We start from the raw sequence: 12768 nt of genomic DNA, 5'->3' as shown, positions 1-12768 counted from the left end.
AAAGAAAGGTCAATATGGCGGCCCCTGAAAAAATTGCTCAACACTTTCCGCGAACCCTCCGTTACGGAACGGGAGAAGGGACCCACGTCGAAGAATTGATCTCGTAGAGTGCGAGACAGCGGGGTCGCAATTCAAATAGACAGATGAAAAGAATCTATACGTACAGGGGCTTCGAGATCGCGGTGGAGCTTGAACCAGTGTGGAAAGCGTCTGGCAACGTTACATTGCTGCCACCGCGTGGTTTTATCACCGTCGTGCAGATCAAAATGATTGGCGCTAGTCGACCGACGGTTGCGCCGATACGCCTGATAGCAGACAATCATCGGCCCTTCGCGACGGAAGCCGAGGCGCTCATGGCAGGGTTCAGCGCCGGACAGCGGGTCGTAGACGACACGCTTGCCCCGTGAAACGTACTTCATCGCGATGATTGAACGTTGGACGAAGGCAACGTCGGCGGTGGGTTGGGGTACCGCTTACTTTCGGTCATGCATGGTGGTATCACGCGGCGCAGGGTGAAGCCGATCCAGTCTTGCCAGTAGTGCCGAACCCTGTTCCACAACGCGACGAGGCACATCAGGAAGCGCCAGTACCGTGCGAATGCGCGTTCGCCAATATTCCACGTGCATCACGGCACTTGAATGTTCTGTCCGGTGGCTGACACCTAGGTGTTCCAACTGGGAAATCACGGCCTCGATATGATCCAATTCCTGCTGCGCATGGTCGTGCCAAGACATAGCCACCTCGCCCAGAAGGCTCACCTTCTCGCTTCATCGCCCGCCACATTGTCAATGTCGGGTCCGGGTCCAGCGGCACCAGTCGTGGTGGTCCAGGTTCCGGAGGAGCTGTCGTCGACGGTGCTCGCGCCGATAGTGGCCGGCCACGAGCACTGATGCGATCATCAGCACAAACGAGCCCATCACAATGCCTACCCACGAGTCGCTCATTTCGCTCTCCTGCGCGGTTGCCGTTACCGACTCAGGCGATCCACCGGAGCCCGTCCATCCGGGCCGCAGGCTTCCATCGCCCTGTTGTGCAGTGAACCGGCTGCATGCCAGCTCACCTCCGTCGCCCGGCTGCAAGCCTGGTTGTTTCACTGCAGGTGCTGGCCGCCATTGATCGCGATGTTGGCTCCGGTCACGAAAGCCGCCTCACTCGAGCACAGGTACAGAACAAGCGCGGCCACTTCGTCCGGCTGCCCGAGGCGGCCGACCGGAATCTGCGGAATGATCTTGCTGTCCAGAATGTCCTGGGGCACCGCCGTGACCATCTTCGTGGCGATATAGCCGGGCGAGATCGTGTTGACGGTGACGCCTTTCTTCGCCACTTCGAGCGCCAGTGACTTCGTGAAGCCATGCATGCCGGCTTTGGCGGCCGCGTAGTTCGTCTGACCGAAACCGCCCTTGCAGCCAATGATCGACGACACGTTGATGATGCGGCCCCAGCCTCGTTCAACCATGCTGTCGCACCACGGCTTCGTCATGTTGAACACCGAGTCGAGGTTGGTGCGGATCACCGCATCCCAATTGACTTTGTCGAGCTTCCTGAAGCCCGCATCCCGTGTGATACCGGCGTTATTGATCAGGATGTCGACCGGGCCGACTTCCGCCTTGATCCGCTCCGCGCATAGTTGGCACGAGTCGTAGTCGGCGACATCGACGGCAAATGCGCGGAACCGCCGCCCGTCGGCCTCCATGCGGGCCCGCCACCGGTCTGCGCCGGTATTCTGCGGCGAGCAGGTGACCACGACGGTATAGCCAGCGTCGTGCAGTTTGATGCTGATCGCTTCACCGAGTCCGCCCATTCCGCCCGTGACCAGGGCAACCTGTTTCGTCATCTCACTTGTCTCCGGTAAAGGGAGGGCGATCCTCGCTCATACAGAACAGCGATGCTCGCCCGCTGACCGTCCAGATGCGCCAACATCCACCGGATTCCTTGGTATGACGCAACTGACTGACGCGGGCGCCAGGCCCGCTTCGGCGGCTATTGCTTGGCGCCCGCCGACGCTTGCTCGGCAGTGCGCCGGGCAGTCTTCGATGCAGCCGTCGCGACGGCGTCAAGGTTGCTTTCGGCGACCTGCACCGCTTGCTGACTGGTTTTCTGCAGGGTCTCGACCAGCGTACTGGTGGCGGTGATCGCCGACTTCCACGCTGCAATGGCGGCTTCGGAACCCGCAGGCGCGCTTTTGGCGACCTCTTCGACGAGCGTTTGCGTCCGGCGGTTGTACGCTTCGTATTGCGTCTGCGCGAGCTGTGTGAATTCGGCCTGGGTGGCCGACACGATCTCGAACAGCTGACGGCCGTACGACTGCACTTTTTCTGCCGTCGGTGCAGCGAAAGTGGTTTGCAGCGCGAGCCACTCTTGCGGTTCCTTGGTGGAGCACGCTTTCAGCGCGTTCTCCTGAGTTTCCGCCAGCGTCGACCGGATCGTTTTCAGATTCAGTTCGGCCAGCCTTTCCATCCCCGCCACAACATTGTTGGCCAGGCCGTAAGCGGCGTCGAGGTTAGCCTTCTGTGCTGCTGCAAATTGTTCCGGGGTCAATAGATTCATTGCGAAACTCCAGGGAAGTCGACCCGGCACCTTTCCGTTCAACCGGATGGCAATGGGGGCGCGCTGCGGTCGTGTGGATGGACTGGCGGGAAAGCACGTGTGCAATGCGAACTGCGCATTGCACGCGCCAGGATGATTAATAGTAGTAGTACTAATTGCGTTCTTGATTCACTTATCCCGATGATAAGGAACTGCCCGGCGGACGCGAGTGCTGCGTTTTATGGGGCGGACAATGATCCGCTGACGAATGTCATCAGCCGAACCGCGTGACAGCCTTGAGTACGGAAACGCCGTCGCTGGTTATATGGGGGCGTTGCTGGCCGGATGGGAGTGTTTCCAATGCGACGAGTTGGTGTTCGAGCAAAATATCCAGATCTGAACGATCCAGCCCGAGTTGACCGGGAGCGTCCTTGACCAGCATCAAGGTTGCGAACTCATGAGGACTCAGCATCTTTGTCTCCTGTTGATAGGTGTCAATTTGCTGGAAAGCTCAACCGATCTCGCGTGACGACCGTGACCGCGTCTCGCGAAATGTGACTTTACGCAAGATTCACGCTAACCGGATGCCGACTGCGCGCCCGGGAGGTCATCTTAATGTGTCCCCATCCGCACGATCAATATGTGGGAATTAACTTTTTTCTTACGATTGCATTCGAACGGTGGGCGGCCACCTGCACGCATATGGGCGTGCGCCCCGTCATTAAAGGCGCTTGAAGATTTTCAGACGCACGGTTCGCCCCCTTGTCGCACGGTCGTTCACGAGGGTAAACGACAACTCAGCTCGCCTGACAATAGTAGGCGCCCGAAATCTGAAGTGCAACATCCTTCCCGCATAAAGTGTACGTCCCTGTCGAGGCGCTTCCGCATTTCGTGGGGCAGTTGCTGCAGCGCCTCAGGCGTCACCAGTCGCCTGTCTGGAGCATCCAGGCTAACGTAGTGATTGCGACCGGAGGCATGCGCGGATAGGCTCGATCGACAAACCCGGCGTCGACTGCCAGCGTCCCATGTTGTGCCGAAAGCCGCCATCCATTGGCTCAAGCTTAATGGCGCTTGTGGGTCGTCATACGCCGCTCGCGGAACTGGTGAACCGCGCTCTTGCGCGTCCTTTCAGACAACGAAATAGTGTTAAACGGGCATATGTGGGCGTCCGTTCTTCGCGGATCGTTGCCGTGACAGCCGGGTCGCGGATGACGCATTGACCTTCCTTTCCAGTTCCGCAGATCTCCAAGGCATAATGCACGTTGGGCCACACTCCTCGTTTCGCTTTCTTCTCAAAGGAAATCGCGAAGAGCCCGTAACGAACATGGCCACTGTGTTCTTGACCGGCGCAAGCGGATTTCTGGGCGGGCATTTATTGCGCGAGTTGCGCGCGGCTGGCTTCGAGGTCCGGGCACTGTCGCGTCGCGCGGAGTCCGACGAGGCCATCGCCAGGCTGGGCGGCGTTCCAGTTCGCGCCGACCTGGCGGACGTTGCATCCCTGACGGCAGCGCAGGCCGGTTGCGAAGCGGTTTTTCATGCGGCGGCCAACACCAGCATGTGGCAGCCGCACGCGGCGGTGCAGACGGCGACCAATGTGCAAGGGACGGAAAATCTGCTGCGAGCAGCCGGGTCGGTGGGGGTGAAGGCCTTTGTGCACACGTCGTCGGTTGCGGCGTACTCGCACCTGGCGCACGGCACGCTGAACGAGTCCGTGCCGCAGCGAGGCGCCGAGAGCTGGATCAATTACGAGCGCACCAAGTTCCTCGGCGAACAAGCCGTGCGGGGCTCCAGCGTGCCGTGGATTGTCTTCAACCCCTCACACATTCTGGGTCCGGGCGATTGTCGCAACTGGGGGCGCCTCATCATGCTGGTGGACCACGAGAAGCTGCCGGGCATTCCACCGGGCATCGGTTCATTCGCCGACGTGCGCGAGATCGCTCGTGCGCAGGTACGTGCGTGGCAACGGCAGAGGTTCGGCGAGGCCTACCTGGTCGGTGGCGAACACGCAAGCTACATCGACCTCGTGCACCGCTTGGGTGCCGCACTGGGCAAGCGCACGCCTCACAATCCTGTGCCGGCGTGGGCATTGATGACATATGCGCGCCTTGTCGACGGATGGTCGAAAGTCACGGGGGAGGAGCCCGACGTGACCCCCGAGAGCGCAACGCTGGTCTGTGGGTCCCTGCGCGTGGATTCGGCCAAGGCGAAGCGCGAGCTGGGCTATGTTGAAAGTCCCCTGGACGCGCTGCTTGCCGACACCGTGGTCTGGATGAGGAAGGAAGGTTTGATCGGACGTTGAGGACGATCCTCGCGGTACGGGGCGTTGACGTGTCGCTTATCGCTGCGACGGCGATCTGGATGTCAACGACGGGCAGCTGGCAGCTGCGGTCAGCCGAATGAAGATTTTCCGCCGGTCTGTCATGGCGCGAATGGTCGCCCGGCTTGCGTCGCACCTGCGCCGCGCTGCGGCAACGTCTCCGCCCGGCCAGGTTGTGCCACTCGGAGTCGGCCAGCGACCGTCCCTTCCCGCTCCGAGATTGGACGGTCGCCCATCAGGGCCGGTTCTTCCGTTCATCGGCCTTATCGGGGCTCAATGCCGGACTCGCCCGGTTGCCGGAAATGTTCATTTACACCCTTGAATCCGGCCGGCGAACCGCTTAGTCGCTCAAAGGTGACTTGTGTCCCAGCACGGCGGCCACCATCAGCACCGCGACCATTGCAAGCGCTTCGACGGCCAGCAGCCGGTCGAAGCCGCGCTGCGCATGGCGAAAGGCTGCGCCGCCACCGGTCACCGCCGACTCCAGGCGCGGTAGGTAGATCATCCGGTTGTAGCCTCCCAGCAGCACCGCCAGCGTCACGAACACGAGTTTGAGCGTCAGGATCCGGCCGTACTGCACGCTCAGCAATGGCGCGGCGAGGTGCGCGGTATCCTGCATCGCGTTATAGACGCCGGTCACGATCACCACACCGAGCGCGACCGTCGCCAGGTGCGAAAGGCGTGTGCAGAACGCCACGCGACGCGGCGGCGAAGCAGAAGACGAGTTGTCCCAGCGGTGCAGCGCGCATGCCGCGACGATCACGCTGCCTGCCCACAACGCCGTCGCGCAAAGATGGATGACGTGCACAGCCTCGCGCAGCGTGAAATCGCCGGCGTCGGCGGCATGGCTGGCGGCGGCCTTGCCCGACGCATAGACGATTGCGCCCGCCGCCGCGATCAGCCACGCCGGGCGGCTTTCACGCGTTCCGGCGAGGCCGGCGATCACCACACCGCTAAAGCCGACCGCCCACGCGATACCGAAGTGCGATTGCGTCAGCACAGCGACCACTGCCGGGCCGGCGTCGCCGGGCGGTGCACCGCTCATCACGGCAGCCTGCAGCCACAGATAAAGGCCGCAGGCGAGCGTGAGCCCGCATAGCACGCCCACTCGCCAGCGGCCCAGCGTGGCAAGTGAAGCCCGGCCCTGCTGCCCGAGCATCGCACTGCATGCAAGCGCCCCCACCGCAAGCGCGAACAGCACGTCCTGCGTGGCGGCAATCACGATCTGTGCGATAAGGAGCGGGTCCATCATTACTTGACGGTGAAGGTGTAGTGGCCTTGCGTACGGTGCCCGTCGGTGGCCACTGCCACCCACGCCACCGTGTACACGCCTGGCGCTAGCGGCTTCAGTGCGACTGACATGTGCTTCGTGTTCGAGGGGTCGACTACCGCCTTGTTGCTGGTTACCGACTTGCCCTGCGAATCGGTGACGGCGATCGAACTGAATGCCGGTTCGAGACCATCATCGAAGTCGATGGCCACATCCTTCTGCGAGGTGGAGACACTGGAACCGGCGGACGGCGCCTGATGGGTCGGAAAGGCGTGCGCGTGTGCCAGGTGCGCGACAGTCAGCGTAAGCGTCGCGACGAGGCCGCGAGCTACGGAGGAGTTCAGCCAGGAGGTTTTCATGGGTTGATGAAAGGCTTGTCAGGTGATTGGAGAAGTCGCCACCGTCAGTGACACGGACGACGGCTTGCAGCCAGGCAAAATGTGACTTTTAACAGGGCGCACAAACGAGGCGCTGGAGAAGGCGATCTCAGCGACGAACACTGGCCAGATCACCGTTGATTGCCGGCGTTCGCCTCTGCGCTTTTTCACCACGGGAATAGTGGCTTCCCGATCGTCGTCGGCGCGATGTCGTCGAAGAAGATATGGGCCTGCACCAGGATGCCCACGTGCGAACCGCTCGCATTGTTGATCGGTATCTGCGCTTCGACGCCGAACTGACCGTAGCGGTTAATCCAGATGAAACCCGGATTGACCGTCCCCGTCGTCTGTCCCTGGCTTCTCGACAGCGGAATCTCGACTATAGGAATGAGGTTCGACAGCGGTTGCGGCAGCCCCACGTCATGAACGTGCTGCTGCAGGTAGGGCAGGCTGTACTGGACCGTGAAGCCGTAATTGAACGCGTTGGGCTGTCCGGCCCCGGTGGTCAGCGCCGGAGCAGCTACGCCAGTAATGGCGATCGGCCGCAGCCAGGCGAGCGAATCGGGCAGGTCGCCCATGCCCTTGCCGGCGTAGATCGTCGGTGAGATGGTCGAAAAGTTGTTGGCGATTGCCTGGCTTCCCGTCCCGCCGAGTTGGGCGTTGACGCCGACCGACGTCATGAACTCGTGCGCTTCATTCACGTACAGCAGATACTTCAAACCAACCCCAAAGTTATCAAAGCCACGAGTGGTCGGGTTGTTTTGCATCACATAAGCGCCCGTAACGGATAGTGCCAGTCGTGATGTGATCAGCTTGTCGTACTCGAAACTGAAGGTGTTGATGCTTTGGTCACCGTTGTCACTGGGAACGCGGATGTGACCATATAGAAGGTTGGCCTCGTCGCCGACGCCTGGGTCATCGACGGCCAGCGTCGACGGAAAAACACGGTCGCCCGCAATTGCATGGGCGGTTGCGAGCGAAGGGATGAGCAGAAGCGCGCTTGTGGCAGCCGAAATGAATGCTGCCGTGAGCAGCGGTTTGCCGCCGCGCGTGGAAAGGGTGTGCATGGTTCATCCTTGTTTGGGGTCGTCGTTATGCCGCCGCACGTCTGATTACAGACGCGCGACACACCGCGATGCAGCGAGTGCATCGCGTCGATGAGATTCAGATCAGGATGAAACGGGAGGGGCGCGGGGCTGGGCGGGCGTAAGCGGTTCAACCAGGCGAACGCTTTCGAAGCGGGTTGCTACCGGATGCTGGATGGCCCGGACGGTGACGGCGAAAGTCGCTTGTACGCCGGGTATGACGGGCAGATGCGCAAGCAGGCCACAATAACCGCACGCCTGCCCGTCGGACATCGTTGAGTCTGGATGGGATTTGCTGTCCTGCTCCTGATGCTGCATCGAAGGCATTGAACAGCCCTCACCCAGCGTCGAATCGTCAGCACGAGCGGCGGCCAGTGTGTGCGAAACCGTCGGCGCGAGCGTTGCCATCAGGATCGCGAGCAATCCCAAAAGGCTACCTATTTTCCGTTGAAAACGGCTCAGCATGTGCTTGGCGATTCGGTGTCGGTTGGTGGAACGGCACGGATTATGCCACGCACTTTGATTAACTTATGCGGTCCCGGCCGCATGTGCGACAGGCGACCGCACTCGGGCCGGATTTACGGGCAATTCGTCGTACGGTTTGAGCTCGTGGGTAATCGCATGGGTCCTGGGGGGCCGTGGACACGACCGTAGTCGGCTTCGCATTCTGAATTGCACCTCCAAACTGGTGGTGTAGCCATGCCGCAGGACTTCGAACGTCAATCAGGAGATGATTGCGCAGGTCACTGCCGCAGATCTTCGCGAATCATGCAATCGTCGAGCCCCGACCTGAAGAGGTCGGCTGGCAACCGCTTGCCAATGAAGACGATCTTCGTTTCACGCACTTCATCCTCACCCCATGACCTGTCAATGTTCGCACCAAAGATCATGTGCACGCCCTGGAAGACGGTGCGACGGTCAACGCCATGGATATCAAGCACTCCCTTGTAGCGCAGCATGGCGGTGCCATAGGTCGCGACCATTTCGCTGAAGAACGCTTCGACCTTGTCCCGATCGAGCGGGACCTTGGTGCGGTAGACAAACGACGCAACGTCGTCATCGTGTTCGTGCGCCAGGTCCTCGAGGAAGTCCGGTTCAATATCGATGATGGCATTGAGGTCGAAACTTCGAGTGTCCAGCAGCTCCGTGAGGTCGGTCTCGCCGAAATGCACGGGCTTGATCGGTGCCCGCGGATTCATTTGCCGCAGTCGCGCACTGAGCTGACTGGCCTCTTCGTGCGATACGAGGTCAACTTTCGACATCAGGATGCAGTCCGCGAATCCGACCTGCTCCTGTGCCTCGTGATGTTCGGTCAACTGCGCCTCGGCATGCTTCGCGTCCACCACCGTGACGATCGCATCGAGCATGTATGAAGCCTGCACCGTGTCGTCGACGAAGAATGTCTGCGCAACGGGCGCAGGATCAGCAAGGCCTGTCGTTTCGATAATCACGCGCTCGAAGTTCAACTCTCCATTCGCGCGCCTCTCGGCGAGCGTCGACAGGATCCGCACCAGATCCCCCCGCACCGTGCAGCAGATACAGCCGTTGTTCATTTCGACGATCTGCTCATCGCCGTCCTGTACCAACAGTTCATTATCGATACCGGTCTCCCCGAATTCATTTTCAATCACAGCGACGCGCCCGCCGCGATGTTCGGACAGGATGCGGTTGAGCAGGGTGGTCTTGCCGCTGCCCAGAAAGCCCGTCAGGATCATCGTAGGGATAAGATGGGTAGAGTTTGTGGCGGTCATCGCAGATCAAGCCTTTTTGACAGTTGGTGCTGCAAATCGAGTCGGGCAACGGGTGCGGCAACTGGGCCAGCACTACCTGGCCGGACATACCAGCGAACCCGTCCAAAGCGTTTATGCAGCATATACGCAATGTTATAACATTGCATTAATATTTTGAACGACGCCTTTGTAACTGTTTCCCGGGAGTGTGGGCTGCGGGAATAGTCATGCGTCTGGATTCACGCGGTGACAGGAAATGAATCCCGCGTCTGTGCCTGAGCGGCGACGTGCTTCCAGGCACGGGCGACGCGAATCCCACCTTGGCGAGAAGCGATTCGCAGCCAGATTTAGTTCGACGGATATCAGTCCGCTTTCAAAGACTTCGATCGCCTTTCATCGCTCGCTCAGGCGAGTTCGACCGCGCCGTGATCGTCACAATGATCTCCGTGCGGATGATGCAGGTGACCGTCGACGAGATAGTCAACGTGGTCGCCATGTGGCATAGGTTCGTGGCCGCACCCGGGGCCATGGACGTGACCCGGCGCGTGGCCGCCGCAGCCAGGCGTACATTGATCGGGATTGTTCGCGCTCACTTCGAGCCTATGCTCATCTACATGATCGCCGTGCGGGTGATGCAGGTGACCGTCATGCAGGTAATCGACGTGATCGTTATGTCTGATCGCCGTGTGGCCGCAATTCGGACCGTGCTGATGGTCGTGATGCGCATGGTGTGGTTCGTGACAGGTGCTCATGGTGACTCTCCTCGTCGTGCGTCAGGGGGGCTTCTCTTCCGGGCCCGGGCTCGGCTCGCCCGCATGGGTAAACGCGCTGCTGAGCAGAGTGGGCACATGGTGGACCGGCAGGGCACAGAAAACATGCTTTGCGTCTCGCCGACGGATCACCAGCCGTGCCGCATGCGTTACCTGCAGGCGCTGCCAGAGCATGACCAGGCGGCAGGCGCGCCGGGCTCCGGAGCGCGTTACACATTCGCTCCTGCAGCTTCCAGCCGGTGGCCGGAAACCACAATTGTCGCAAACGCGTCGGACTCGTTCACACTCATTCGGTTGATTCTCGTTCAATCCACAGATTGATGGAAGTGAATTGGTGGTGGCTTTCAGGCAACTGTCGGCGCGGGGGGAACTGGCCGGTTAACCTAAGCCGGACGAGCCGGAACCAAACAGGTAGTACGATGCGTAGCCATATAGCCAGCCGATGCCGAAGTGAACCATGAAGGCCGATCTGATTGAGCGTTACGCGGCGAATTTGCACGGCGTGCTGTCGTGCTTTGACCGAATCCTGATCACGGGCACGCTGCCTGGCGCGTGCTACGCAGCGGGCATGACGAGTTTTCTGAACGCCAACGGCATTCGCCTATTCGACTACGCCAGGTTCGCCGAACCGCTGCGCGAACGCATCCGTGTGCGCGCGCAAGAGGTCTGCGCTGCCGCCGGCATCGAGATTGAGCACGTCAACAAGAGCCACATCCGCAAGGAAGATCTGGTGGCACGCGTGCTGCAGGGGCGTGGCGATGCACCCGGGCTGGTGCACGTCATCTCGGCGATGGAGGCCTGCCCGAGCTACAAGCCGTGGCACGACAAGAGCAGCGGCAAGACCTACCTGCGCCCCGAGACGGGCAAGTGTCTGCACTACTACTTCTACTTCATCGATGACGAACTCGGGCTGTGCTACCTCAGGGTCCCGACCTGGGCACCGTTCGGCTTGCAGTTCTACTGCAATGGCCACGGCGCCGTGGCCCGTGCGCTCAAGCGCGAGGGCATCGGGTTCGTGCAGGCCGACAACGCCTTTTTGCGCATTGCCGATATGGACCGTGCACAGGCCATCGCCGACGCGCTGAGCCCCGATATGCTGCATGAGCGACTGGACCGCTACGCGCAGTGGCTGTGCCCGGTGCTCGACGTGTTCGGCCAGACCTACCACTGGAGCCTGCGGCAGGCCGAGTATTCCACTGACCTGATGTTCCGCAGCCAACAGACGCTGGTGCCGCTGTACGACGTGCTGTCGCGTCAGGCGGTGCTGGCCGCGCACGCCGGGAAAGTAGCCGGCTTCCTGGGCAAGAAGGTCACGCCGCAATTGGCGCAGGAGATCGGCTCGCGGCTGTCCACCCGCATCGAGGGACGCTGCATCAAGCACCATATGGGCGTTGCCAGCGTCAAGGTTTACGACAAGTTCTCCCATGTGTTGCGGATAGAAACCACCATCAACGACGTGAGCTTCTTCAAACACCACCGCAAGGTGGAACACAGGAATGGCCAAAGCACCTACGAACTCGCAGCGTTGAGGAAAACCATCTACAGCCTGTTCGACCTGCGCGAGATCATGCTGGGCTGCAACCAGCGCTACCTCGCGTTTTTGTCGAGTCTGGATGACCCCAGCGCAGGTGAGCGCGACCTTCAACGTTTGAGCCAGTCCCGCGTGGGCAGTAATGAGCGCAGGGTCAAAGGACTCAACTTCTTCAACGGCGGCGAGCAAGCACTGCTGCGTGCCTTGCAGCGCGGCGAGTTCAACGTGCATGGCCTGCGCCGTGCCGATCTGGCCAGGCATGTGGACATGAGCGCCCCGGTGCTGTCCCGACAGCTCTCGCGACTGCGCACACTCGGCTTGATCAAGAAGGTGGCCCATACCTACCGCTACTACCTCACGCGTCTGGGCCGCGCCGCCATCGCTGCTGCCTGTTCTCTCACCCGTTTCAACATCGTTCCAATTCTGGCCGCAGCACACTGAAGTCTTCTCACAAATCGCGAAGACTTAACTTTTTAGTTACTAATTGCAATGGAAGTGAGCGTTTAGGGGAAAATGGATTTCACGCGGTAGCCGGCGACGCGCGTGAATCGTTGAAGCAGCACCAGGCCGTCGAATTGCGAAGCTTTACACCCAACAGTGTGGTGTGTCTGGACGCGAGCGGGGCGAGGTTAGGTTTGCCTCGCGCACATTGTGAATACGACCTCGCCAACACTGCACGCGTTCATTTTCGACAGCGTCAGGCTATGCTGTTCAGTCATTGATCGTCTAAAGCGGCAATTCTTCTGTCAGGAACTGCCTGATGGCGAGGGAGACGACTTCCGGGAACTCTTCGTGAATTGTGCCAACGCGTCCATCTCGGCACGCGATTTTGGCGGCGTCTGATCGCCGTAAGGAGGGTCGGAATGTTGGCTCGCCGCGCAAGATCAATGAACGCTGCGCGGTTGTCGACCCGGTCAAGCGCACCGGTCACAAAGCGTACCGAACTGTGCCGGGCACCAAGAGCGCGGGTCACGGCGAGTTTGGCCGCGAGACGATCGCCGCCAAGCCAGTCAGGATCGCTGTAAACGTGTTCTATCGCCATCATGGTGATGACATGGCGGTTGACGTTGAGCCGATAGAGGAGCGGGCCAACGACGGGTGATCGATCGCGCCGCTACACGCTCAACTTCAGAACGCCGTCGTCTAGCGTCGCATTTGCACC

Annotated in this window: 14 protein-coding genes; 4 read left to right on the top strand and 10 right to left on the bottom strand. The window is 60.6% G+C overall.

The window, feature by feature from the left end; all coding sequences use genetic code 11:
• Positions 1 to 131 precede the first annotated feature (131 nt).
• From B0G77_RS45595 to B0G77_RS23845, 5 genes are all read right to left on the bottom strand, one after another.
• Complete coding sequence (locus tag B0G77_RS45595) at positions 132 to 419, bottom strand: hypothetical protein (protein WP_166656263.1); 288 nt, start codon at positions 417 to 419, stop codon at positions 132 to 134.
• A 366-nt stretch (positions 420 to 785) separates the two neighbouring features.
• Positions 786 to 944, bottom strand: a complete 159-nt coding sequence (locus B0G77_RS43405; RefSeq protein ID WP_166656262.1) for a hypothetical protein — start codon at positions 942 to 944, stop codon at positions 786 to 788.
• A 146-nt stretch (positions 945 to 1090) separates the two neighbouring features.
• Positions 1091 to 1834 carry an acetoacetyl-CoA reductase gene (gene phbB, locus B0G77_RS23855; RefSeq protein WP_133664544.1) on the bottom strand — a complete coding sequence of 248 codons (744 nt, stop codon included), beginning with the start codon at positions 1832 to 1834 and terminating at the stop codon, positions 1091 to 1093.
• A 146-nt stretch (positions 1835 to 1980) separates the two neighbouring features.
• On the bottom strand, positions 1981 to 2547 hold the full coding sequence (gene phaP, locus B0G77_RS23850) for a TIGR01841 family phasin (protein ID WP_133664543.1): 567 nt from the start codon (positions 2545 to 2547) through the stop codon (positions 1981 to 1983).
• A gap of 253 nt (positions 2548 to 2800) precedes the next feature.
• On the bottom strand, positions 2801 to 2998 hold the full coding sequence (locus B0G77_RS23845) for a hypothetical protein (RefSeq protein ID WP_133664542.1): 198 nt from the start codon (positions 2996 to 2998) through the stop codon (positions 2801 to 2803).
• 744 nt (positions 2999 to 3742) lie between these two features.
• On the opposite strand from B0G77_RS23845, the gene B0G77_RS23840 reads away from it, so the two are divergent.
• A complete protein-coding gene (locus tag B0G77_RS23840) occupies positions 3743 to 4825 on the top strand; it encodes an NAD-dependent epimerase/dehydratase family protein (protein ID WP_133664541.1) in 1083 nt (360 codons plus the stop codon).
• A 358-nt stretch (positions 4826 to 5183) separates the two neighbouring features.
• Here B0G77_RS23840 and B0G77_RS23835 read toward each other — a convergent pair whose 3' ends face one another.
• The 5 genes from B0G77_RS23835 to B0G77_RS23815 form a co-directional block, all read right to left on the bottom strand.
• On the bottom strand, positions 5184 to 6092 hold the full coding sequence (locus tag B0G77_RS23835) for a CopD family protein (RefSeq protein ID WP_166656261.1): 909 nt from the start codon (positions 6090 to 6092) through the stop codon (positions 5184 to 5186).
• Positions 6093 to 6094: 2 nt separating this feature from the next.
• Entirely contained in the window at positions 6095 to 6472 is a 378-nt protein-coding gene (locus B0G77_RS23830) for a copper resistance protein CopC (protein ID WP_133664539.1), read from the bottom strand.
• A 185-nt stretch (positions 6473 to 6657) separates the two neighbouring features.
• A complete protein-coding gene (locus B0G77_RS23825; protein ID WP_208116486.1) occupies positions 6658 to 7557 on the bottom strand; it encodes a hypothetical protein in 900 nt (299 codons plus the stop codon).
• Between the two features lie 102 nt (positions 7558 to 7659).
• Entirely contained in the window at positions 7660 to 8040 is a 381-nt protein-coding gene (locus B0G77_RS23820; protein ID WP_133664538.1) for a DUF2946 domain-containing protein, read from the bottom strand.
• A gap of 278 nt (positions 8041 to 8318) precedes the next feature.
• Positions 8319 to 9326, bottom strand: a complete 1008-nt coding sequence (locus B0G77_RS23815; protein WP_133664537.1) for a GTP-binding protein — start codon at positions 9324 to 9326, stop codon at positions 8319 to 8321.
• A 404-nt stretch (positions 9327 to 9730) separates the two neighbouring features.
• On the opposite strand from B0G77_RS23815, the gene B0G77_RS43400 reads away from it, so the two are divergent.
• The 3 genes from B0G77_RS43400 to B0G77_RS23800 all read left to right on the top strand — a co-directional run bounded on the left by B0G77_RS43400 (position 9731) and on the right by B0G77_RS23800 (position 12708).
• Positions 9731 to 10396: a hypothetical protein gene (locus tag B0G77_RS43400; RefSeq protein WP_166656260.1), complete on the top strand. Its 666-nt coding sequence runs from the start codon at positions 9731 to 9733 to the stop codon at positions 10394 to 10396.
• 136 nt (positions 10397 to 10532) lie between these two features.
• On the top strand, positions 10533 to 12047 hold the full coding sequence (locus tag B0G77_RS23805) for a winged helix-turn-helix domain-containing protein (protein ID WP_133660315.1): 1515 nt from the start codon (positions 10533 to 10535) through the stop codon (positions 12045 to 12047).
• A gap of 388 nt (positions 12048 to 12435) precedes the next feature.
• On the top strand, positions 12436 to 12708 hold the full coding sequence (locus B0G77_RS23800) for a hypothetical protein (protein ID WP_133664535.1): 273 nt from the start codon (positions 12436 to 12438) through the stop codon (positions 12706 to 12708).
• The last annotated feature ends 60 nt before the right edge of the window (positions 12709 to 12768 follow it).

The sequence above is a fragment of the Paraburkholderia sp. BL10I2N1 genome, assembly GCF_004361815.1.
In the GTDB taxonomy this organism is placed as follows: Bacteria; Pseudomonadota; Gammaproteobacteria; order Burkholderiales; family Burkholderiaceae; genus Paraburkholderia.
This window is presented reverse-complemented; position numbering and strand designations above follow the sequence as displayed.

What these genes read in the sequence shown, in the direction of transcription:
- B0G77_RS45595 (WP_166656263.1), bottom strand. Translation starts at nt 419, where the DNA reads ATGAAGTACGTTTCACGGGGCAAGCGTGTCGTCTACGACCCGCTGTCC.
- B0G77_RS43405 (WP_166656262.1), bottom strand. Translation starts at nt 944, where the DNA reads ATGAGCGACTCGTGGGTAGGCATTGTGATGGGCTCGTTTGTGCTGATG.
- phbB (WP_133664544.1), bottom strand. Translation starts at nt 1,834, where the DNA reads ATGACGAAACAGGTTGCCCTGGTCACGGGCGGAATGGGCGGACTCGGT.
- phaP (WP_133664543.1), bottom strand. Translation starts at nt 2,547, where the DNA reads ATGAATCTATTGACCCCGGAACAATTTGCAGCAGCACAGAAGGCTAAC.
- B0G77_RS23845 (WP_133664542.1), bottom strand. Translation starts at nt 2,998, where the DNA reads ATGCTGAGTCCTCATGAGTTCGCAACCTTGATGCTGGTCAAGGACGCT.
- B0G77_RS23835 (WP_166656261.1), bottom strand. Translation starts at nt 6,092, where the DNA reads ATGGACCCGCTCCTTATCGCACAGATCGTGATTGCCGCCACGCAGGAC.
- B0G77_RS23830 (WP_133664539.1), bottom strand. Translation starts at nt 6,472, where the DNA reads ATGAAAACCTCCTGGCTGAACTCCTCCGTAGCTCGCGGCCTCGTCGCG.
- B0G77_RS23825 (WP_208116486.1), bottom strand. Translation starts at nt 7,557, where the DNA reads ATGCACACCCTTTCCACGCGCGGCGGCAAACCGCTGCTCACGGCAGCA.
- B0G77_RS23820 (WP_133664538.1), bottom strand. Translation starts at nt 8,040, where the DNA reads ATGCTGAGCCGTTTTCAACGGAAAATAGGTAGCCTTTTGGGATTGCTC.
- B0G77_RS23815 (WP_133664537.1), bottom strand. Translation starts at nt 9,326, where the DNA reads ATGACCGCCACAAACTCTACCCATCTTATCCCTACGATGATCCTGACG.
- B0G77_RS23805 (WP_133660315.1), top strand. Translation starts at nt 10,533, where the DNA reads ATGAAGGCCGATCTGATTGAGCGTTACGCGGCGAATTTGCACGGCGTG.